Annotated in this window: 20 protein-coding genes and 1 other annotated feature; of the genes, 11 read left to right on the top strand and 9 right to left on the bottom strand. The window is 55.1% G+C overall.

The genetic code is table 11. The annotated features are described in order from the left end of the window. Positions 1-12 precede the first annotated feature (12 nt). The 3 genes from dnaX to ACWKXX_RS00975 form a co-directional block, all read right to left on the bottom strand. Positions 13-1,941, bottom strand: a complete 1,929-nt coding sequence (gene dnaX / locus ACWKXX_RS00985) for a DNA polymerase III subunit gamma/tau (RefSeq protein ID WP_017383214.1) — start codon at positions 1,939-1,941, stop codon at positions 13-15. Then, positions 619-683, bottom strand: a sequence feature (DnaX frameshifting element). Its footprint overlaps the gene before it by 65 nt. An 88-nt stretch (positions 1,942-2,029) precedes the next feature. Then, entirely contained in the window at positions 2,030-2,581 is a 552-nt protein-coding gene (gene apt / locus ACWKXX_RS00980; protein WP_000127359.1) for an adenine phosphoribosyltransferase, read from the bottom strand. A gap of 151 nt (positions 2,582-2,732) precedes the next feature. Continuing rightward, positions 2,733-3,110, bottom strand: a complete 378-nt coding sequence (locus ACWKXX_RS00975) for a DUF454 family protein (RefSeq protein ID WP_015571246.1) — start codon at positions 3,108-3,110, stop codon at positions 2,733-2,735. Between the two features lie 50 nt (positions 3,111-3,160). Between ACWKXX_RS00975 and priC the strand changes: the two genes are divergently transcribed. Beyond that, complete coding sequence (gene priC, locus ACWKXX_RS00970; RefSeq protein ID WP_017383213.1) at positions 3,161-3,688, top strand: primosomal replication protein N''; 528 nt, start codon at positions 3,161-3,163, stop codon at positions 3,686-3,688. A 12-nt stretch (positions 3,689-3,700) separates the two neighbouring features. Further along, positions 3,701-3,877, top strand: a complete 177-nt coding sequence (rsmS, locus tag ACWKXX_RS00965) for a pleiotropic regulatory protein RsmS (protein ID WP_017694394.1) — start codon at positions 3,701-3,703, stop codon at positions 3,875-3,877. A 1-nt stretch (position 3,878) separates the two neighbouring features. On the opposite strand, the gene mscK is transcribed toward rsmS, so the two are convergent. Further along, positions 3,879-7,226, bottom strand: coding sequence for a mechanosensitive channel MscK (gene mscK, locus ACWKXX_RS00960; protein WP_023296044.1), 3,348 nt, complete (start codon positions 7,224-7,226; stop codon positions 3,879-3,881). Positions 7,227-7,339: 113 nt separating this feature from the next. Then, positions 7,340-7,993, bottom strand: a complete 654-nt coding sequence (gene acrR / locus ACWKXX_RS00955; RefSeq protein ID WP_015571247.1) for a multidrug efflux transporter transcriptional repressor AcrR — start codon at positions 7,991-7,993, stop codon at positions 7,340-7,342. A gap of 141 nt (positions 7,994-8,134) precedes the next feature. On the opposite strand from acrR, the gene acrA reads away from it, so the two are divergent. From acrA to ACWKXX_RS00925, 6 genes are all read left to right on the top strand, one after another. Beyond that, positions 8,135-9,328: a multidrug efflux RND transporter periplasmic adaptor subunit AcrA gene (gene acrA, locus ACWKXX_RS00950; RefSeq protein WP_047365350.1), complete on the top strand. Its 1,194-nt coding sequence runs from the start codon at positions 8,135-8,137 to the stop codon at positions 9,326-9,328. Between the two features lie 22 nt (positions 9,329-9,350). Further along, on the top strand, positions 9,351-12,497 hold the full coding sequence (gene acrB, locus ACWKXX_RS00945; RefSeq protein ID WP_015571248.1) for a multidrug efflux RND transporter permease subunit AcrB: 3,147 nt from the start codon (positions 9,351-9,353) through the stop codon (positions 12,495-12,497). A gap of 510 nt (positions 12,498-13,007) precedes the next feature. Continuing rightward, positions 13,008-13,382 (top strand): Hha toxicity modulator TomB, encoded by a 375-nt coding sequence (gene tomB / locus ACWKXX_RS00940; RefSeq protein ID WP_006809850.1) that lies wholly within the window; start codon positions 13,008-13,010, stop codon positions 13,380-13,382. Positions 13,383-13,409: 27 nt separating this feature from the next. Then, the gene (locus ACWKXX_RS00935; RefSeq protein ID WP_015571250.1) at positions 13,410-13,628 is read left to right on the top strand and encodes an HHA domain-containing protein; all 219 of its coding nucleotides are present in this window, start codon (positions 13,410-13,412) and stop codon (positions 13,626-13,628) included. Positions 13,629-13,836: 208 nt separating this feature from the next. Then, the gene (gene maa, locus ACWKXX_RS00930; RefSeq protein WP_015571251.1) at positions 13,837-14,388 is read left to right on the top strand and encodes a maltose O-acetyltransferase; all 552 of its coding nucleotides are present in this window, start codon (positions 13,837-13,839) and stop codon (positions 14,386-14,388) included. Between the two features lie 116 nt (positions 14,389-14,504). Continuing rightward, complete coding sequence (locus ACWKXX_RS00925; RefSeq protein ID WP_015571252.1) at positions 14,505-14,972, top strand: YlaC family protein; 468 nt, start codon at positions 14,505-14,507, stop codon at positions 14,970-14,972. Here ACWKXX_RS00925 and pdxR read toward each other — a convergent pair. After that, positions 14,944-16,404: a MocR-like pyridoxine biosynthesis transcription factor PdxR gene (gene pdxR, locus ACWKXX_RS00920; protein WP_032647455.1), complete on the bottom strand. Its 1,461-nt coding sequence runs from the start codon at positions 16,402-16,404 to the stop codon at positions 14,944-14,946. The genes ACWKXX_RS00925 and pdxR overlap by 29 nt on opposite strands. Positions 16,405-16,505: 101 nt before the next feature. On the opposite strand from pdxR, the gene ACWKXX_RS00915 reads away from it, so the two are divergent. Continuing rightward, a complete protein-coding gene (locus ACWKXX_RS00915) occupies positions 16,506-17,216 on the top strand; it encodes a GNAT family N-acetyltransferase (protein ID WP_017383207.1) in 711 nt (236 codons plus the stop codon). On the opposite strand, the gene ykgO is transcribed toward ACWKXX_RS00915, so the two are convergent. Continuing rightward, positions 17,213-17,353 (bottom strand): type B 50S ribosomal protein L36, encoded by a 141-nt coding sequence (gene ykgO / locus ACWKXX_RS00910; protein ID WP_003859006.1) that lies wholly within the window; start codon positions 17,351-17,353, stop codon positions 17,213-17,215. The genes ACWKXX_RS00915 and ykgO overlap by 4 nt on opposite strands. Before the next feature lie 2 nt (positions 17,354-17,355). Beyond that, entirely contained in the window at positions 17,356-17,616 is a 261-nt protein-coding gene (locus ACWKXX_RS00905) for a type B 50S ribosomal protein L31 (protein ID WP_015571255.1), read from the bottom strand. Between the two features lie 217 nt (positions 17,617-17,833). On the opposite strand from ACWKXX_RS00905, the gene ACWKXX_RS00900 reads away from it, so the two are divergent. Beyond that, entirely contained in the window at positions 17,834-19,402 is a 1,569-nt protein-coding gene (locus tag ACWKXX_RS00900; protein ID WP_086524294.1) for an EAL domain-containing protein, read from the top strand. Here the strand turns inward: ACWKXX_RS00900 and ACWKXX_RS00895 are convergent. Next, positions 19,395-19,667: a metal-sensing transcriptional repressor gene (locus ACWKXX_RS00895; RefSeq protein ID WP_015571258.1), complete on the bottom strand. Its 273-nt coding sequence runs from the start codon at positions 19,665-19,667 to the stop codon at positions 19,395-19,397. The two genes, ACWKXX_RS00900 and ACWKXX_RS00895, sit on opposite strands and share 8 nt — an antisense overlap. 134 nt (positions 19,668-19,801) lie before the next feature. Here ACWKXX_RS00895 and ACWKXX_RS00890 point away from each other — a divergent pair, with 134 nt between their 5' ends. After that, a complete protein-coding gene (locus ACWKXX_RS00890; protein WP_261666401.1) occupies positions 19,802-20,617 on the top strand; it encodes a nickel/cobalt efflux protein RcnA in 816 nt (271 codons plus the stop codon). Positions 20,618-20,634: the final 17 nt, after the last annotated feature.

Raw genomic sequence — 20,634 nt, 5'->3', positions numbered from 1 at the left:
TCAGACTCACGATCAAATGGGGCGAATACTCTCTTCATCCAGATCGGCGTCGAAGAACCGACGCAGGGTCTGGATGTTGTTATCCGCAATTATCGCCTCGCGCGCCTGCGCGAGCTTCTCTTCATAAATGGCCTGACGCCACTCGAGCGGCGTTTTCACCGCCGGATTATCATCTTCAATGATAGTCAATTCAACCGGTACACCCTGTAATGCGGTAAGCGCCTCGGCCAGCGCCTTTTGCGCGCCAGGGGAGTTGAGGTGCCGCTGGCCAGGGCGCAGGTGCAGACGCACCTGATTACCGTCCTGCTCTTTCCAGGCGTTCAGCGCGACCTGCTCCACCAGCTTCGGCAGTTGCAGTTTGCTGACCTCGGCGGCCCAGGCATCGCGCTCAATGGATTCTTCCGCGAGCTTCGCGGATAGCTCCGGCGTTTTTTCATGCTCCAGCGCCTTTTTCAGCGCTTTTGGCGTGGCGACCACTTCCTTGACCGTTTCAACAACGGTGGTCGCCTTCCAGCGGTATGCCTCTTCTTTCGCCGGGGCTTTTTGCTCGAGCGCGGACGGTGCCGGACGCGACTGCACGCGCTCCGTTACCGAGGCCAGTCGTTCAAGCGCGGCGTTGTTCACCGGCCGCGCTCTTGCAGGCGCTGCCGGTTCACTCTTTTTTGGTTTGGTTGCTCCCTGCGCACGTTGCAACTGGCTTCGTGCGGCAAGCACCGAACTGGTGGCATCCGACAGTGGCACGTTTTGCGGCGGCGGCGATGCCGGTTGCGGTGGCACCTGCTGCGGTGACATTACCGCGGTCGGCGCAACCGGCGCAAAGGACTGCCGGGGCGTTTCCGGCTCCGGTAATGGCTTGCGCGGATGGAAGGCCAGCGCGCGCAGCAGCGTCATTTCAACGCCCATCCGGCGATCCGGTGCAAACGGCAGCTCTTTGCGGCCAATCAGCAGCGTCTGATAATAAAGCTGAACGTCAGCTGGCGGCACGGTGCGCGCAAGTTCACGCATCCTCTGTTCAATGGTCGCCATGTCCGCGCCAATAGCCGACGGAGACAGTTGCAGCATCGCCACGCGGTGCAGCAGGCTGAGCATCTCGACCAGCAGCGCTTCCCACTCAATGCCACGGGCAGCGGCGTCGTTGACGAGGGTCATTACCCGCTCACCGTTGGCGGCAATCATCGCTTCAATAAGCGACAGCGCCTGATCGTCATCCAGCGTGCCGAGCATGGTACTGACCGCGTCGGTGGAGAGTTTACCGTCACCGCTGGCAATCGCCTGATCGGTCAGGCTCAACGCATCGCGCAGGCTGCCGTCCGCGGCACGGGCCAGCAGTTGCAGCGCACGCGGCTCGTGGACAATGTTCTCTTCATCGAGGATATGCTCAAGCTGAGCGCGGATCTGCTCAACGTCGAGCGCCTTCAGGTGGAATTGCAGGCAGCGCGAGAGGATCGTGACCGGCAGCTTTTGCGGATCGGTGGTCGCCAGCAGGAATTTGACATGCGCAGGCGGCTCTTCCAGCGTTTTCAGCAGGGCGTTGAAGCTGTGGCGCGACAGCATGTGCACTTCATCGATCAGATAGACCTTGAAGCGGCCGCGCGCCGGGGCGTACTGCACGTTGTCGAGCAGATCGCGGGTATCTTCCACTTTGGTGCGCGAGGCGGCGTCGATCTCAATCAGATCGACAAAACGCCCCTGCTCGATCTCACGACAGTTGTCGCACACGCCGCACGGGGTGGCGGTGATCCCGGTTTCGCAGTTCAGACCTTTTGCCAGCAGACGGGCAATAGAGGTTTTACCGACGCCGCGGGTGCCGGAAAAAAGATAGGCGTGATGGATGCGACCTAGCGACAAGCCGTTCGCCAGGGCCGTCAGCACATGTTCCTGACCGACAACGTCAGCAAAGGTTTGTGGTCGCCATTTACGGGCTAACACCTGATAACTCATGGGCAGGCTCTGCAACGCTGGAAGGTGAATTAATGGAGGGGAATGCTATCACAACCTCACCCATTGAGCGAGGTTGTGAGATACGGGATTAATGTCCCGGGAATGGCACCAGGCTGTAGCTGGTAATACCCTGTTTTTCCAGGCGCTGCTCGCCGCCGAGATCGAACAGGTTGATGATGAATGCCGCGTCGGTCACTTCCCCGCCCAGACGACGGATCAGCTTCACGGTCGCTTCGATGGTGCCGCCGGTTGCCAGCAGATCGTCCACCACCAGCACTTTGTCGCCTGGCTTGATGGCATCAACGTGAATTTCCAGCTGATCGGTGCCGTATTCCAGCTCATAGCTCTCAGCAATGGTTTCACGCGGCAGTTTGCGCGGCTTACGCACCGGCACAAAACCCACGCCCATCGCCAGCGCAACCGGTGCGCCAAACAGGAAGCCACGGGCTTCAGTACCTACTACTTTGGTGATCCCGGCGTTTTTATAACGCTCAACCAGCAGTTCAATGCTGAGGGCGTACGCTTTCGGGTCTTCCAGCAAGCTGGTGACATCGCGGAAAAGAATGCCAGGTTTTGGATAGTCCTGGATACTTTTGATGCTATTTTTCAGATATTCAAGCTGCTGTGCAGTTGCGGTCATCGGTTTGTGCCTAAATGAAACAGTGTTACTCACGGCGCGCGACGAGTCGGTCAAAGTAACAGTTGTTTAACCTTTGACCAGGCGCACCTGTGCTCGAAAACGGTCGAATTTACTGGCTGTGCGCCATAATTGCAACCGCCATGATGAGGCTTCAGTGCTTTTGTTGCTTTTCATCAACCACGGGGATCCGCCACATAAAGATCAGCAGGCAAACCAGGATCGCCAGCAGCAGAATGCGCACCCACATCATTTTCACCAGCCATAACGAGACGGCGAAGGTGATCAAGATGAAGGCAATGGCGCGCGGCTTAGCCCCGGGCGGCATGGCCCGGTGTTTTTGCCAGTGCCGCAGGTAGCCGCCAAACCACGAGCGGTACAGAAGCCAGTGGTGAAAACGCGGCGACGAGCGGGCGAAGCACCAGGCGGCCAACAGGATAAACGGGGTGGTCGGCAGCAAGGGTAAAACCACACCCAGCGTGCCCAGCACTACCGCGAGCCAGCCAATGATGATTAAAATAGTACGCTGCATAATGCGAATCGTTATCAAACTGAACGGCTACTTTACCACTGGAGAGCGCCTTGAAAACAGCACTGCTTCTTGAGAGGCTGCAAAATCAGCTGATCGCGCTGCGGGCGCAGGCCACGCCGTTGATGGGCCACGCCACGCTGAAACCGCGCTTTGACCGGCAGCTCTTCCGCACCCGCAGCACCGTCATTGAGGATTATCTTGCTGAAGCGCAGACCAATCTCGACGAGCTTCGTCACGCGGTTGAGAGTGAACAGCAGGAACAGGTCGCGTGGCTTGCGGAGCATCTTACCGAGCAGATCACCGCCCTGCACCGGGAAATCGCCGCCTGGCCGTTACGGGCGTGGGACAGCGCCTCGCCGGGGCTCGGTAAATGGCAGCGCAAGCGGCTGGAGAACCAGGAGTTTGAGCGCCGTCTGTTTGAGATGAAGCGCGAGCGCGAAGCCCGCCTGAACACCAGCGAAACGCTGGAAGAGCAGCAGTTATTAATGCGTGAAATCAGCGCGCTGGAAGGCCGTATCGTCCGCTGCCGTCAGGCGCTGGATGAGATTGAACGCGTCATTGAACGCCTGACCCGTTAACAGGAGCCACTGATGTCACTGGAAAATGCCCCCGACGAGGTCAAGCTGGCCGTCGATTTAATTATGCTGCTGGAAAATCACGAGATCCCGGCGGAGACGGTGCTGAAAGCGCTGGAGATTGTGCGACGAGATTTTGAGGGGAAACTTCCCCCTCACCCTACCCTCTCCCCAGAGGGGAGAGGGAAATAGATTAGGCGGGAGTAGGGTCGTCCCCCTTAATCTCGCGCTTCACTTCCGTATGCTCATCGCCTTTCTCGTTGCGCAGATGAACCTCAAGCTGGTTAAAGGCGATATTAATATCGTTTTCACGACACAGACGGTCAATGGTGCGGTTCAGCTCATCGACGGTGTAGCTGCGATCGCGCAGTTCGCGTACGTACAGGCGCAGCTCATGATCCAAAGTGCTCGGCCCGAAGGTGGTGAAGAATACCGCTGGCGCAGGATCGTGCATCACTTTTGGATGGTCAGCTGCCGCCTTCAGCAGTACCTCTTTCACCTTGTCCAGATCCGAGCCATAGGCCACCCCGAGTCGGATCACCACGCGAGTGGTGGTATCCGAGAGCGACCAGTTGATCAGACGCTCGGTCACAAACGCTTTGTTCGGGATGATCACCTCTTTACGATCGAAGTCGGTAATGGTGGTCGCACGAATGCGGATCTTGCTGACGGTCCCGGAGAAAGTACCGATGGTGACGGTATCGCCGATACGCACCGGACGTTCGAACAGGATAATCAGGCCAGAGACAAAGTTACCGAAGATCTCCTGCAAGCCGAAGCCCAGACCCACCGACAACGCCGCCGCCAGCCACTGGAGTTTATCCCACGAGACGCCCAGCGAGCCGAATACCGTCATCGCCCCGACAATAATAATGACATAGTTCAGGATGGTGGTAATGGCGTACGACGCCCCCTGACGCAGGTTCAGCCTTGAGAGCACCAGCACTTCCAGCAGACCCGGCAGGTTGCGGATCAACGCCCAGGCAACCACTGACGACACCAGCGCAAAGAGCAGACTGCCCATGGTGACGCTTTTCATTACCGCAGCGCCCGCTTCGGTACCGTTGTATTGCCAGAGCGTGATACTGTCGAGGTAGGCGAAGACGGTAATTAAATCAGACCAGATGGCCCAGAACATCACAGCAAACAGGGCGATCATCACCAGCATGGTAATACGCATCGTTTGCTGGTTAACCTGCTCCAGAGCAATGGTCGGCTCTTCCTGCGGCTCTGCCCCTTCAGCCCCCTCTTTCACCTGATGCTGCCGACGGGCAACAGCACGACGATAAGCAATGCGGCGCGCCGCCACGCTCAAACCACGCAGCACGGTCTGGAACAGCAGGTTCCATACAATCACCAGATAAACCGTTTCGATCCAGCGGCCGGACAGACGCAGCGTGGTATAGAAGTAACCCGTCGCCGTCAGCACCATCAGCGCCAGAGGAATGATCGCCAGTACCGTTACGGTAGCCAGACGAAGATTGTGGGACTCTTTATCCCGCCAGCTGTCGCGGCACATTGGCCACATCAGAACGGCAATCAGCAGCAGGTTCAGCATAATCACCAGTTGCCCCAGCACGTCATCCATCAGGTGCAGCGGGGAAAGCTCCGCCACAACTGACCAGAAGTGCAGCGGCAGCAGCGCGAGGCTGATGCGCACAATCTGGCGACGCCAGTGGCTGGTGAGTTTTTCCGGCATGTTGAAGTGGCGGACGGCGACGCCATCTTTTTCCAGCACTTTCCAGCACAGACCAAACACCAGCCAGAACAGCGCCAGCTTCTTGCTGAACGCCCACAGCAGATCGCTGATATTCAGCTGCATGGTCAGCAGGATCAGGCCCACGGCGAGTATCAACAGGCAGACCGGCAGAGCACGGATCAGATCGATCAGGATCGCTTTCGGGGTGTGCAGCTGGCTGTCGTTACGCAGTTGCCCCACTTCCGAGGCCAGCTTCGCCTGGTACTGTTTCAGCCATTTCAAACGCCAGCGTATGACGCCAGCGATGAGCAGCAAAGGCAGCCCCGTCAGGAAGGCAATCATCACCGCAGGCCAGGCTTTCTCCCAGTTCACGGTAATTTTCATGCTTTTGATCTGGGATTTCAGCGTTTCCGGGAAAGATTTAAACCAGTCCCAGTCCATGGGTTTATTGCTGTTCACCCAGAAAATCTGCTGGGTCAGGATCTCCTGGAGGCTTTTAGAAACGCTCACCAGCTGCTGCTGGTTGATTTGCAGGTTAATCGCCATCATCAGCTGGTTGCCCAGCTGCTTGTTAAGCTGATCGAGCAATTCGCGGCGCATGTCCACCACCTGCAACAGCGCGTCGTGAACTTCAGCGTTCACTTCACCTGAATGGCCCTCTTCCACTTTGGCAACGAAGGTATCGCTCTGGAATAGCGCATCGCGCTGCTGGTTAACGTCAAACTGTTCAAGACGCAAATCCGCAATGCGGTTGGTCATGTCTTCCAGCTCGTCGGCGGACGGCAGCGTCTGCTGTTGCTGGTAGAGAATGCGCGACAGCAGCAGGCTGCCCTTCAGGACGGCAATCTGCTCCTTGACGTTGCGCTCGGCCTGCAAAGCGCGATCCAGCCAGTTTTTGACCTTAATATTCTGCTGCACCAGCGCGCTGCCGCTTTCAGTCGCCTGAATCAGACGCTCGCTCAGCTGGTGGTTAATCTCCAGCTCCTGCTTCACCAGCGGGTTGGCCTGAATACGGGCCGTCTCGTCTGGCGAAACCGCTTCTTGCGCCGTTTTTTCAGTCAGCGTCAGGCGCTTGCTGTTCACCGCTTCCTGCAACAGCTGAAGCTGATGCTCAAGCCGGTTGATATTCGCGGTCACGTAGTCACGCTGTTTTTGCAGCGCATCCTGTAGCACCGTGTTGCCTTCCAGGCTCTTACGCTGCTGTTCAATCTCCGCGTTTAGCAGCGTCTGCTGGATGTTCAGCAGCGTTTGCTGGGTGGGACGAAGCGCCCCTTCCCCCACGGTGATGCCATTCAGACGGTTACGTATCTGCTGTAGCTGTTGCGACGCCGAGTACATGGCGTTCTGCACGCGCTCAGGCTGGGTTTGCAGCGAAACCAGCTGGCTGTTGTAGGTTGAGAGATCGGATTGCGCCGTTTGCAGATCGTCCAGCAGCTGCGCCACGCGCGACTCAAGCTGGCGCAACGACAGCGTGGCAAGCGTTTTTCGGGTTTCATCGTCGTTATCGACGTCGCTGAGCGCACTCAGCGCCTCCGTTGCCTTACGCATGTTCTCCGGCGCCTGAGCGACCTTCTGCCGTAGCTGGGCCGTTTCGGCTTTGATGCGATCGATCTTGTCCAGCGTTTCCAGGGTTTCCGTCAGATCCTGCTGAACGAGCTTTTCCTGGGCGGAGAGATCTTTTTGCTTATTCAGGGTGTCGAGTTGCGACTGAACATCAGCACGCGTGGGAATGTCACTGCCGTTGTCTGCACGTGCCCATGAAAGCGGCGCGGCTGCAAAGTAAAACAGCAGGATCAAAAACAGGGCCAGAACAGGATGTTGCGAGCGATTGATGTGCAGCATAGTTGTGAATGTGATGTGAGAAATGACCGGAAATAGTCGGGCATGAAGGATATCACGCCCGGCTGAAGCAGAATAGTACGACGGAAAGGGTCTACGATTTTTCCCATGCCCGATCAGGCAGAGCGCGGGCTAAGTTTACTTTGAAGGGTCGGACAGAGCTGGCACATCTCAAGAAAAATTTCGACGTAGCTGCGCGCCTCTGATCTGAGATCGAACGACTCCGGAGCAAAAAGCCAGTTTTCCATCAGGCCGGAAATATAGCTGCGCATCAGGATCGCCGCCCGGCGGGTGAGTAATGTGGCAGGAAGCATTTTGGCCTGCATGCACTCCGTGAGGACCTGTTCGATGCGATCGTAGCTTTCCAGACACAGGTCGCGCTGCGCCTGCTGAACCACCGCCATTTCACCAACGAACTCACATTTATGGAAGATGATTTCCATCATCAGACGACGACGCTCTTCAACAACCGTCGCTTCAAGGATATATACTAGAATTTCTCTTAACACTGAGAGTGGATCGTGAGGGAATTTTGCCCGATACTCACTCTCAAGATCGCTAATGCTGGACTCTGAAAGCTCCCAGATTTCACCAAACAGATCGGACTTGTCTTTGAAATGCCAGTAAATCGCTCCCCGCGTGACGCCCGCGGCCTGAGCAATCTGTGCCAGCGAGGTTGCCGAAACACCCTGCTGTGAGAACAAACGCATTGCCACATCCAGAATGTGTTGTCGGGTTTCCAGCGCTTGTTGTTTGGTTTTTCGTGCCATACGTTGATGAATTTACAGGAGTCAGATTTACATACATTTATGAATGTATGTACCATAGCATGACGATAATATAAACGCAGCAATGGGTTTTTAGACTCAGGACCCTTGATCAATTTGAAATCGGACACTCGAGGTTTACATATGAACAAAAACAGAGGGTTAACGCCTCTGGCGGTCGTTCTGATGCTCTCAGGCAGCTTAGCGCTTACAGGATGTGACGACAAACAGGCTCAACAAGGAGCTCAGCAGGTGCCAGAAGTTGGCGTCGTGACGCTCAAATCCGAACCTCTCCAGATGACAACAGAACTACCGGGCCGCACCAGCGCCTACCGCATTGCGGAAGTGCGTCCGCAGGTGAGCGGTATCATCCTGAAACGTAACTTCACCGAAGGCGGTGATGTCAAGGCAGGCGAGTCTCTGTATCAGATTGATCCAGCAACCTATCAGGCGTCTTATGAGAGCGCTAAGGGCGATCTGGCCAAAGCCGAAGCGGCAGCCAAAATCTCGCAGCTGACGTTGAATCGTTACAAGAAACTGCTCGGCACGCAGTACATCAGCCAACAGGATTACGATTCTGCCCTGGCCGATGCACAGCAAGCCAACGCAGCCGTTGTGGCGGCGAAAGCGGCGGTAGAAACCGCGCGTATTAACCTGGCCTACACCAAAGTGACCTCCCCTATCAGCGGTCGCATTGGTAAATCAGCCGTCACCGAAGGTGCGCTGGTGCAGAACGGTCAAACCAACGCGCTGGCCACCGTGCAGCAGCTCGACCCGATCTACGTTGACGTCACCCAGTCCAGCAACGATTTCCTGCGTCTCAAACAGGAGCTGGCTAACGGCACCCTGAAACAGGAAAACGGTAAAGCCAAAGTGGAACTGGTTACCAACGACGGTATCAAGTTCTCACAGACTGGCACACTGGAATTTTCTGATGTGACCGTCGATCAGACCACCGGCTCTATCACCATCCGGGCCATTTTCCCCAATCCGGATAAAACCCTGCTGCCGGGTATGTTCGTACGCGCCCGTCTTGAGGAAGGGACTAACCCAAGCGCCATTCTGGTTCCTCAACAAGGTGTGACCCGTACGCCACGCGGCGATGCGAGCGCACTGGTTGTGGGTGCCGATAACAAAGTCGAAACGCGCAATATCACTGCAACGCAGGCGATTGGCGACAAGTGGCTGGTAACGGAAGGTCTGAAAGATGGCGATCGCGTAATTATTACTGGTTTGCAAAAAGTTCGTCCTGGTGCGCAGGTCAAAGCTCAGGAAGTGAAATCTGACGACAAACAACAAGCGTCGGCCACTGGCCAGTCAGAACAAACCAAGTCTTAACTTAAACAGGAGCCGTTAAGACATGCCTAATTTCTTTATCGATCGCCCCATATTTGCGTGGGTGATCGCCATAATCATCATGCTGGCCGGGGGACTTGCGATCCTGAAGCTGCCTGTCGCGCAATATCCAACGATTGCGCCGCCGGCAGTGACGATCTCCGCAACCTATCCGGGCGCTGATGCCAAAACGGTGCAGGATACCGTTACGCAGGTTATCGAACAGAACATGAACGGTATCGATAACCTGATGTACATGTCCTCAAACAGTGACTCAACCGGTACGGTTCAGATCACCCTGACCTTTGAATCCGGTACGGATGCGGACATTGCACAGGTTCAGGTGCAGAACAAATTGCAGCTGGCGATGCCTCTGCTGCCGCAGGAAGTACAACAGCAGGGCGTGAGCGTCGAGAAATCGTCCAGTAGCTTCCTGATGGTTGTCGGCGTGATCAACACCAACGGCACCATGACGCAGGAGGATATTTCCGACTACGTGGGCGCCAACATGAAGGACGCCATCAGCCGTACGTCTGGTGTGGGTGACGTTCAGCTGTTCGGTTCCCAGTACGCGATGCGTATCTGGATGGATCCGAATAAACTGAACAACTTCCAGCTGACGCCGGTTGACGTTATCAGCGCAATTAAAGCGCAGAACGCCCAGGTTGCCGCCGGTCAGTTGGGTGGTACACCGCCGGTGAAAGGCCAGCAGCTTAACGCGTCGATCATCGCGCAAACGCGTCTGACCTCCGCCGATGAGTTCAGCAAAATTCTGCTGAAGGTGAATCAGGACGGTTCGCAGGTTCGCCTGCGTGACGTGGCGAAGGTTGAGCTGGGCGGTGAGAACTACGACATCATTGCGAAGTTCAACGGTAAACCGGCTTCCGGTCTGGGTATCAAACTGGCGACGGGCGCGAACGCCCTGGACACCGCGACGGCTATCCGTGCAGAACTGAAGAAGATGGAACCGTTCTTCCCGTCAGGTCTGAAAATCGTTTATCCGTATGACACCACGCCATTCGTTAAAATTTCGATTCACGAAGTGGTGAAAACACTGGTTGAGGCGATCATTCTCGTCTTCCTGGTGATGTACCTGTTCCTGCAAAACTTCCGCGCAACGCTGATCCCAACCATCGCCGTGCCGGTTGTACTGCTCGGGACCTTCGCGGTGCTGGCGATATTTGGCTACTCGATAAACACCCTGACGATGTTCGGGATGGTGCTCGCCATCGGCCTGCTGGTGGATGACGCCATCGTGGTGGTCGAAAACGTCGAGCGTGTCATGGCGGAAGAAGGCCTGCCGCCGAAGGAAGCAACCCGTAAATCAATGGGCCAGATCCAGGGCGCGCTGGTCGGTATCGCGATGGTACTGTCTGCGGTATTTATCCCGATGGCCTTCTTTGGCGGCTCTACCGGTGCGATTTACCGTCAGTTCTCCATCACCATTGTTTCGGCGATGGCGCTGTCGGTACTGGTTGCACTGATCCTGACGCCAGCCCTGTGCGCGACGATGCTGAAGCCGATTCAGAAAGGCGGTCACGGCGAGCATAAGGGCTTCTTCGGCTGGTTCAACCGCATGTTTGATAAGAGTACGCACCACTACACCGACAGCGTGGGTAACATCCTGCGCAGCACCGGTCGTTACCTGCTGCTCTATATCATCATCGTGGTGGGGATGGCTTTCCTGTTCGTTCGTCTGCCAAGCTCGTTCCTGCCAGATGAAGACCAGGGCGTGTTCCTGAGTATGGCGCAGCTTCCGGCCGGTGCGACGCAAGAGCGTACGCAAAAGGTGCTGGATGAGATGACCGACTACTTCCTGACCAAAGAGAAAGACAACGTCGAATCCGTGTTTGCGGTTAACGGCTTTGGCTTCGCGGGTCGTGGTCAGAACACCGGTATCGCCTTCGTTTCTCTGAAAGACTGGTCTGAACGTCCGGGCGCAGAGAACAAGGTAGAAGCCATTACCGGCCGCGCGATGGGCACCTTCTCACAGATTAAAGATGCGATGGTCTTCGCCTTTAACCTGCCAGCGATTGTTGAACTGGGTACGGCGACCGGCTTCGACTTCCAGCTGATTGACCAGGGCGGTCTGGGCCACGAAAAACTGACTCAGGCGCGTAACCAGCTGTTTGGCGAGGTGGCAAAACACCCTGACCTGCTGGTGGGCGTTCGCCCTAACGGTCTGGAAGATACGCCGCAGTACAAGATCGATATCGACCAGGAAAAAGCGCAGGCGCTGGGTGTTTCCATCAGCGACATTAATACCACGCTGGGTGCAGCCTGGGGTGGCAGCTACGTCAACGACTTCATCGACCGTGGTCGCGTGAAGAAAGTCTACGTGATGTCCGAAGCGCAATACCGTATGCTGCCGAACGATATCAACAACTGGTATGTTCGCGGCAGCGATGGCCAGATGGTGCCGTTCTCCGCCTTCTCAACCTCGCGCTGGGAATACGGTTCACCGCGTCTGGAGCGTTATAACGGCTTGCCATCGATGGAAATCCTCGGTCAGGCAGCGCCGGGCCGAAGCACCGGTGAAGCCATGAACCTGATGGAAGAACTGGCCAGCAAACTGCCTGCGGGTGTCGGCTACGACTGGACCGGCATGTCCTACCAGGAACGTCTGTCCGGTAACCAGGCCCCTGCCCTGTACGCCATTTCACTGATTGTGGTGTTCCTGTGTCTGGCGGCATTGTATGAGAGCTGGTCGATTCCATTCTCCGTTATGCTGGTGGTTCCGCTGGGGGTTATCGGTGCGCTGCTTGCCGCAACGTTCCGTGGGCTGACCAACGACGTTTACTTCCAGGTGGGCCTGCTGACAACCATTGGCTTGTCGGCGAAGAACGCGATACTAATCGTCGAATTCGCCAAAGATCTGATGGAGAAAGAAGGAAAAGGCCTGATTGAAGCAACGCTGGAAGCCGTTCGTATGCGTTTGCGTCCAATCCTGATGACGTCCCTGGCATTTATCCTCGGCGTTATGCCGCTGGTTATCAGCTCCGGCGCGGGCTCCGGCGCACAGAACGCAGTAGGTACCGGCGTAATGGGTGGGATGGTAACCGCGACCGTTCTTGCGATCTTCTTCGTACCGGTGTTCTTCGTGGTGGTTCGCCGCCGCTTCAGCCGTAAGAATGAAGACGTTGAGCACAATCATTCGGTAGAACATCACTGATACCGGTTTCACATGATAAAAAGGCCGCATTTGCGGCCTTTTTCTTTTTCAGAAAAAATCATAAAATAGACCTATTGCCTTTCTATTTATTTTCCTCCTTTTTAATAAGGCCTATCATAATAGGCCGATAACTTACACCAGGAACTCAGCATACTTTTATTATCATTTCGTGACGTAAATTATTCGGATTATTCCTAAGCAATGGAAAATATCTGAAGATATCTGGTTTCGGACTTCACATGAAACTTTGCGCTAACTCAATGAATTCTAAGGAACCGATAAAAATCGGCTTTTTTATTGATTAACGCGTTCGCTGCAAAAGGTAGATTTGCGTAAAGGCTCGAACAGTAACGATTTAATTGTAATTTTTCGTAATAGCGCGGTGAAATCTTGATCAGAGTGGCTTATAGTTAGAGTTATCAGGAACACAGCTCCCGTGTGGCTAAGCAAGTTGTATCCATCCCGACATGATGTTCGGTGAGTAAAAAATCACTCAGAAGGGGATGCGCTATGGACGAGTACTCGCCAAAAAGGCATGATATCGCGCAGTTGAAATTTCTCTGCGAATCCTTGTACCATGACTGCCTTGCCAATCTTGAAGAAAGTAACCATGGCTGGGTGAACGATCCAACGTCTGCTATCAATTTACAGCTTAACGAGCTGATCGAGCATATCGCCACCTTCGCACTTAATTATAAAATTAAGTACAATGAAGATAATAAGTTGATAGAGCAAATTGATGAATACCTGGACGACACCTTTATGTTGTTCAGCAGCTACGGCATTAACGCACAGGATTTGCAGAAATGGCGTAAATCAGGAAACCGTCTATTTCGCTGCTTCACTAATGTCAGCAGAGCTAATCCGGTTAGTCTTTCCTGTTAAAATTATTACAATTACTAAGGTGAATTTATGTCTGATAAACCATTAACAAAAGTCGATTATTTGATGCGCCTGCGACGCTGCCAGTCAATTGACACCCTTGAACGAGTTATTGAGAAAAATAAATACGAGCTGTCTGATAATGAACTGGCGGTATTTTATTCAGCTGCCGACCATCGTCTTGCTGAGCTGACCATGAATAAACTGTATGACAAGATCCCCTCTTCGGTTTGGAAATTTGTTCGTTAATCGTTGAAGAGAGACTGTAAAGGCATTACGCCCGTTGTTAAGCTGAATTTACCTTTCGAATTACGCTTCAAATGCAAACGCCAGGTTCCCGTATAAAACGTATTTATGCGCAAGAATGTTGTGACTCCCGTCACAGCCACCTTTAGGGAACGTTCCCTTTCTGGTTAATCCTCTTTACGCTGCGTAAAACGATTCCAGAGAGGTTCCCATGAGTGAAGAAAAACAGAAGATGATTGCAGGTGAATATTACCGCCCTGGCGATGACACGCTGAGGGCTGACCGTTTACGCGCGCGTCATCTTGTTCACCGCTATAACCATACCGCACCCGATGAGAAGGCCGAACGTCGCGCCTTATTAGCTGACCTACTGGGTCAAAGCGAAGGTGCCTATATAGAGCCAAGCTTCCGCTGCGACTACGGGTATAACATCTATCTGGGCAACAATTTTTACGCTAACTTCGATTGCGTCATGCTGGACGTCTGCCCTGTCCGCATTGGCGATAACTGTATGCTTGCGCCGGGAGTGCACATTTATACGGCCACGCATCCTCTGGATGCGACCGAACGTAACAGCGGGCTGGAGTACGGTAAACCGGTCACCATTGGTGATAATGTCTGGATCGGCGGACGCGCGGTGATTAATCCAGGCGTGACCATTGGCGATAATGCGGTTATCGCTTCCGGCGCGGTAGTGACCAAAGACGTGCCGGCCAATGCGGTAGTGGGCGGGAATCCGGCGAAAATCATTAAAATGATCTAAGCGCATCCTGAGTAACTGTTATGCTTTTTCCTGGCATAACTGTTACTTTCATCGCATAAACCCCTCTCATAAAATAGGCAGATCACCTGTATTTTTAACAATCATAAAGGCAAAAAATGACAGAGATACAGCGCCTGCTTACCGCCACCATCGACGATCTCAATACCCGCGAAAAGCGCGACAATCGCCCGCGCTTTAGCATCAGCTTTATTCGCAAACACCCCGGATTGTTCGTCGCCATGTACGCCGCCTGGCTGGCAACGCTTATCGTCATGCTGAAGTCTGAAACACTGGTCGATTCCGTCTGGCTACTGGTTGTGCTGTTCGTGGTGTTTAACGCGTTTTTCTTTTTCGACGTCAATCCGCGTTACCGGTATGAAGATATCGACGTACTCGATTTCCGCGTGTGCTACAACGGGGAGTGGTACAACACGCGCTACGTGCCGAAGGAGCTGATCGACAGCATCCTGCACTCGCCGGCCGTCGAAGCCGGGCAAAAAGAGAAGTTGCAGAAAATGGTCATCACTAAGGGCCAGCTCTCTTTTTATGATGTCTTTACCCTTTCCCGCCCCACTGCTGTGTAATGAGCGCCTGAAGACGTCGGATACCCGGCGCAAACTGCGAAGCAGAGGTATTACCGTAACCTAAAACCAGACCGGTTTGCCCCTGCTTCGTCTCAAGGTAATACCCGCTCAGCGCAGCGGGTGCCAGCTGAAACGCTCTCGCCTGCTCCACCAGCCGCTGGTCGTCGATACCGTCAATTGCCAGCGTCAGATGCATTCCCCCTTCCCCGGCAAGAACACGGTGCGGCGTATGAAGCTCTGCGCTCAGCACCTCCCGCAGCTGGCGGTAACGCTTACGATAAAGGCGGCGCATGGCGGCAAGATGTCGTGCATAGTGGCCTTCCTCAATAAACAGCGCCAGGGTGCGCTGTTCAGCGCGATGCCCGCCGCGCAGCAGCGAGCCGATGGCCGGACGCGCCGCCTTCGCCAGCGCTGGCGGTAACACCATGAACCCCATCCGGAGCGATGGAAACAGCGTTTTGCTGAACGTCCCCAGATACACAACGGGCGCATTGTTGACCATTCCCAGCATCGCCGGGACGGGCTCACCGGTATAACGAAATTCGCTGTCGTAATCATCCTCAATGATCCACGCGCTGTGCTGCCGGGCCAGTTCCAGCAGCGCCAGACGCCGCCGCGCGCTGAGCACGCTTCCGCAAGGGAACTGATGCGATGGCGAGGTAAAAATCAGCGTGGGTGAAGGCGCAGACAGCCCTTCCCAGCACATCCCCTCGTCATCCACCGGTATGCCTGTCATCGCCAGGCCGGTTTTGACAAAAGCGCTTTTGGCGCCGCTATAGCCGGGATTTTCCACCCAGGCGACATCCCCCGGCTCGCTTAACAGCATCGTGCAGAGATTGACGCCCTCCAGCGCCCCTTCGGTTATCACTATCTGGCTGGCATCGCAGTCAATGCCGCGGGAGAGCGCAAGATGGCGGGCAATGGCGGCCCGCAGCGTCGGCTCGCCGGCCGGGTCGCCATACCCTAACAGGGCGCTTCCCTCCTCGCGCAGGACGCGATCGTACAACCGCCGCCACAGCGGCAAGGGGAAATAGTTGATGGCAGGCGTTCCCGGCGTAAACGCCATCACCGGAGTGTCGCGCGGCACAGGCGCGGGCAGCAGGGCGACACGTTTTGTCAGCCTGACGTCCGGGTCCGGTAATGTCCGGGCAATCGTCCGAGGAGCGAATTGCCCCACCCGCGTGCCCTGGCGGCTACGCAGCAAATAACCTTCGAGCGTGAGCTGGTCCAGCGCCGCGTTGACGGTATTTCGGGACACAGAGATCTGCTGCGCCAGCGTTCGTGAGCCGGGCAAATGGCTGCCGGATCGAAGCCTTCCGCACAGTATGGCCTCCCGCAAAGCAAGATAGAGCGCACGCTGGAGCGTCTCTTCCCCACGTTTTTTCAGCGCAGCATGGAGCAAGGTGTAAAGCTCATCACCCGGTATATTCATCTTTCCTCCTCGTGGTACCAGAAAAACATAGCCTGGTGGTTCTTTTTAAGGAACCAGCAATTCATTAATCTGGAGATCTTTTCAATGTGACGGGAATAAAGATGAATACATTCAATGAGTTTGGACAACCTGTTGGCGAAAGCCTCATCGACTGGCAGCCTCGCCCGCACCCGTCCCGGGTGATACTTCAGGGTCGCTATTGTCGGCTTGAGCCTCTGCGCGTGGAGCATGCCCCGGCGTTGTTCTCTGCGTATTCCCTGGCCGGAGATACCCGAAGCTGGACGTGGCTGCTGCGTGAACCCGATGCCACCGCAGAGGAGTTTGCCGAATGGGTGGCGAGCGTGAGCGAATTAGCCGATCCCATCCACTTTACCGTTATCGATAACCAGACCCAGTCTCCTGTCGGGACGCTGTCCCTGATGCGGATCGATCCTAAAAACGGCGTTGTGGAAGTGGGACATGTTCACTTCTCGTCACTGTTAAGTCGCACGCCCATGTCGACAGAAGCGCAGTATCTGCTGATGCGGTACGTGTTCGATACCCTGGGCTACCGGCGTTATGAATGGAAGTGCAACAGCCTGAACGAACCATCCCGCAAAGCGGCTCTGCGTCTGGGCTTTCAGTTTGAAGGGCGTTTTCGCCAGGCGCTGGTCATTAAAGGCCGAAACCGGGACACCGACTGGTTTTCAATTCTCGACAAAGAGTGGCCAGCGCTGGCGAGCGCGTTTGAAAGCTGGCTTGCCACCGACAATTTTACCGCCGATGGCAAACAGAAAAGATCCCTGGAAAGCTGGCGAGAGACGCGCGTCTAGCGTCTTTTTTTACGTCCCTGCACCGCCTTAAAGCGCGGGTTAGATTTGCAAATCACGTATAAGCGTCCCTTGCGTTTGACTATCTGGCAATCCGGGTGACGCTGTTTTGCACTGCGCAATGAGTTCAGCACCTGCATGATTAGCCTCGCTTCGCATCAAGAAAGCCACCAAAACGCTTGCGGAAGCGTGCCGCGCTGCCATCCGTCGAGAAGGTCTTCTGCTTCCCGGTATAAAACGGATGTGATTTAGAGGAGACATCAAGGGTAACGTAGGGATACGTTTTCCCCTCCAGCTCAATTTCACGGTCTGTCTTAATTGTTGAGCCGACTTTAAAGTATTCATTCGCCGTGGTGTCGTGAAACACAACGGTGCGATAGGTTGGATGGATATTCGGTTTCATCTCTGGCCTTCATGTGTTGTTATAACATAACAAAATACTATCTGAGCTTTACTGCAAAAACAACCCCTGTGACGCACAGCCTGTTTTTGAAAGGTTGATTCAGATACCTGCCTGAGACTGTCACATGCTATAACTATATCATTTAGCGATAAAAAACTTTTTCTTCTGGCGCGCAAACTCCAGGCCCAAGGTGGGCATATGGAAAGGATAAAGCAGCATGCGAACCCGACATCTGGTCAGCCTGGTAACAGGCATACTGATCTTCTCTGTGCTGGTCCCTGTGTGCCTCAGTATCTGGCTGGCGCATCGTCAGGCAGAGGATAAATTTGTGGACGCTCTGGACAGCTATGCCTCGCGCGTCCTGATCCGTACCGACAGAGTCGTTGCGCAGGCAAAACAGGCGCTCACGCACCTACAGACATTCCGCGCCCCGCCCTGCACTCCCCCGCATTTACGCGAGATGCGTCGGGTTGCATTCTCCTGGCGCTATATTCAGGAAGTGATGTATACCGATAACCTGAAGCCGCTCTGCTCATCCCTGGAACAATCCAGTAATACGGCGATCTTGCCGCCCCCGATGCGGATCACCGCAGACGGGTATAGCGCGTGGCTCACCTCGCAAAACGACCTCGGCATTCACCGTTATATGGCCGTTCTGGGGAAAGGACATTATCTGGTGATGGTTGATCCTGCCTCGCTTGTGGATGTTGTCCCGTTTGGTGAAATTTCGATGGATGCCGCCCTGGTGGGCAGTGAAACCCATCGGATATTTGCCAGAAGCAATATTGTCGACCCGTATATTCTTTCTGTCGTTAAGGAGCAGCAGGACGTTACGCGCGTACAATACAACGGCTCGATGTACGTGTTGAAACCTGTACCCGAACTGGGGTTTACGGTGATCGCGTGGGCGTCGTTAAAACCGCTGGCGGAATCCTGGCACCAGCAGCTGATCATCTGGCTACCGGCTGGCATCTTGCTAAGCCTGGCTGCTGCCCTTATTGTCCTGCGCATCCTCCGCCGTTTGCTGTCCCCGCGTCACCGCCTGATCGACGCAATCAACAACCGGGAGATCGAGGTTTACTATCAGCCCATCGTGGCGCTGTGCAGTGGAAAACTGGTGGGTGCTGAAGCGCTGATGCGCTGGCCGCAGCCAGATGGCAGTCACCTGTCGCCCAATCTCTTTGTGCCGCTGGCTGAGCAGACGGGGCTTATTTCAACGCTGACGCAGCTGGTGGTGAATAAGGTGTTTGAGGATTTAGGCGCCTGGCTGCATCATCATCCGGAACTGCACATTTCTGTCAACCTTGCGCCATCGGATTTAACGTCCCCCGAGCTGCCTCGCCAGCTGAGTCAGTTGCTCAACAAATGGGGCGTCCACCCGCGCCAGATCGCCCTTGAATTAACCGAGCGCGGTTTTGCCGATCCCGCCGTCAGCGTGCCTGCCATCGCTGCGTTTCGCCGCGCCGGGCACGCTATCTACATTGATGATTTTGGTACGGGTTACTCCAGCCTGAGCTATTTGCAGGATCTGGATGTCGATACCCTGAAGATTGATAAATCCTTTGTGGATGCGCTGGAGTACAAGAACGTGACTCCCCACATCATCGAAATGGCCAAATCGCTTAAACTGGCGATGGTCGCAGAAGGCATTGAAACTGAAGGGCAGATCGAATGGTTGCATCGCCACGGCGTGCAGTACGGCCAGGGCTGGTATTTCAGCAAGGCGCTGCCTAAAGAGGATTTCATTCTCTGGGCCGGGCACAATCTGGAGAAGCACATTACTTAAGGTACGATTTGATCACCTGCATCACGACCCCGAGATCGGCCTCGCGCTGCGCTTCCTCTGGCTCTTTCACCACGTGATCGGTTAAATGTCCCTCAATCACTTGCATCATCATGCCGTTTACCGCGCCCCTGATCGCCGCCAGCTGCTGTAACACCTCGGCGCATTCATGATCGCTGTTGAGCATTTTTTCCAGCGCAGCGCTTTGCCCCTGAATTTTTTTCAGGCGGGTCAATAACTTCTTTTTATCACGAACTGTGTGTGACATCGCTTAGCTCCTCTTTGGTGGCGTAAAAAGCATATCACGCTCTACTCCCCCTGGGTATTTTTCTACTGGGGGGTAGTATTATACTACTGGGGGGGAGTAGTATTCTCGGCATGTTTTCCACCCCGGAATGTTCAATGAACGATTTTTCTTCTCTTCTACAGCAGGGTAACGCCTGGCTGTTTGTCCCCAGCGCCATCCTGCTTGGCGCGCTCCACGGCCTCGAGCCAGGCCATTCAAAAACAATGATGGCGGCTTTCATCGTGGCGATCCGCGGTACGCTGAAACAGGCAGTGTTGCTTGGGTTGTCCGCAACGCTGTCTCATACGGCGGTCGTCTGGATCATTGCGATGGCAGGATTATGGTTTGGTCGGGGATGGGACGCAGATACATCTGAGCCCTGGTTTCAGTTGATTTCCGGGGTTCTGATCGTGTTGATCGCCCTGTGGATGGCGTGGCGAACCTGGCATGAGAGCCAGCCGCATCACCAGCATGATGATCATCATCACCATCATGATCATCACGACCACGCGCATCATCACGACCACACGTCTCCTCTGGTTGAAGAGGAGTGGCAGGATGCCCACCAGCGCGCACACGCTCAGGACATTAACCGACGCTTCAACGGTAAAGAGGTCACCACCGGGCAAATCGCGCTATTCGGCCTGACCGGTGGGCTTATCCCCTGTCCGGCCTCCATTACGGTGCTGCTGATCTGCCTGCAACTGAAACATTTCGCGCTCGGCGCCACGCTGGTGTTCAGTTTCAGTATCGGGCTGGCGCTCACTCTCGTCGCCTCTGGCGCAATTGCCGCATTAAGCATGAAACATGCGGCGAAGCGCTGGCCCGGCTTTAGCGCCTTTTCGCGCAAGGCGCCGTGGATCTCAGCGGCACTGATCGCGATAGTCGGAGTTTATATGAGCATTCACGGCGTAAGCGGGATCCTGAGATAAGCATTGCGGCCACGGCA

Source organism: Enterobacter sp. UPMP2061 (assembly GCF_053709615.1).
Note: the sequence above shows the minus strand (reverse complement) of the source record. Positions and strands in the feature narration are given on the sequence as shown.

Excerpts from the sequence above, each read along its gene's own strand:
- dnaX (WP_017383214.1), bottom strand. The coding sequence starts at position 1,941 with ATGAGTTATCAGGTGTTAGCCCGTAAATGGCGACCACAAACCTTTGCT.
- apt (WP_000127359.1), bottom strand. The coding sequence starts at position 2,581 with ATGACCGCAACTGCACAGCAGCTTGAATATCTGAAAAATAGCATCAAA.
- ACWKXX_RS00975 (WP_015571246.1), bottom strand. The coding sequence starts at position 3,110 with ATGCAGCGTACTATTTTAATCATCATTGGCTGGCTCGCGGTAGTGCTG.
- rsmS (WP_017694394.1), top strand. The coding sequence starts at position 3,701 with ATGTCACTGGAAAATGCCCCCGACGAGGTCAAGCTGGCCGTCGATTTA.
- mscK (WP_023296044.1), bottom strand. The coding sequence starts at position 7,226 with ATGCTGCACATCAATCGCTCGCAACATCCTGTTCTGGCCCTGTTTTTG.
- acrR (WP_015571247.1), bottom strand. The coding sequence starts at position 7,993 with ATGGCACGAAAAACCAAACAACAAGCGCTGGAAACCCGACAACACATT.
- acrA (WP_047365350.1), top strand. The coding sequence starts at position 8,135 with ATGAACAAAAACAGAGGGTTAACGCCTCTGGCGGTCGTTCTGATGCTC.
- acrB (WP_015571248.1), top strand. The coding sequence starts at position 9,351 with ATGCCTAATTTCTTTATCGATCGCCCCATATTTGCGTGGGTGATCGCC.
- tomB (WP_006809850.1), top strand. The coding sequence starts at position 13,008 with ATGGACGAGTACTCGCCAAAAAGGCATGATATCGCGCAGTTGAAATTT.
- ACWKXX_RS00935 (WP_015571250.1), top strand. The coding sequence starts at position 13,410 with ATGTCTGATAAACCATTAACAAAAGTCGATTATTTGATGCGCCTGCGA.
- maa (WP_015571251.1), top strand. The coding sequence starts at position 13,837 with ATGAGTGAAGAAAAACAGAAGATGATTGCAGGTGAATATTACCGCCCT.
- ACWKXX_RS00925 (WP_015571252.1), top strand. The coding sequence starts at position 14,505 with ATGACAGAGATACAGCGCCTGCTTACCGCCACCATCGACGATCTCAAT.
- pdxR (WP_032647455.1), bottom strand. The coding sequence starts at position 16,404 with ATGAATATACCGGGTGATGAGCTTTACACCTTGCTCCATGCTGCGCTG.
- ACWKXX_RS00915 (WP_017383207.1), top strand. The coding sequence starts at position 16,506 with ATGAATACATTCAATGAGTTTGGACAACCTGTTGGCGAAAGCCTCATC.
- ykgO (WP_003859006.1), bottom strand. The coding sequence starts at position 17,353 with ATGCAGGTGCTGAACTCATTGCGCAGTGCAAAACAGCGTCACCCGGAT.
- ACWKXX_RS00905 (WP_015571255.1), bottom strand. The coding sequence starts at position 17,616 with ATGAAACCGAATATCCATCCAACCTATCGCACCGTTGTGTTTCACGAC.
- ACWKXX_RS00900 (WP_086524294.1), top strand. The coding sequence starts at position 17,834 with ATGCGAACCCGACATCTGGTCAGCCTGGTAACAGGCATACTGATCTTC.
- ACWKXX_RS00895 (WP_015571258.1), bottom strand. The coding sequence starts at position 19,667 with ATGTCACACACAGTTCGTGATAAAAAGAAGTTATTGACCCGCCTGAAA.
- ACWKXX_RS00890 (WP_261666401.1), top strand. The coding sequence starts at position 19,802 with ATGAACGATTTTTCTTCTCTTCTACAGCAGGGTAACGCCTGGCTGTTT.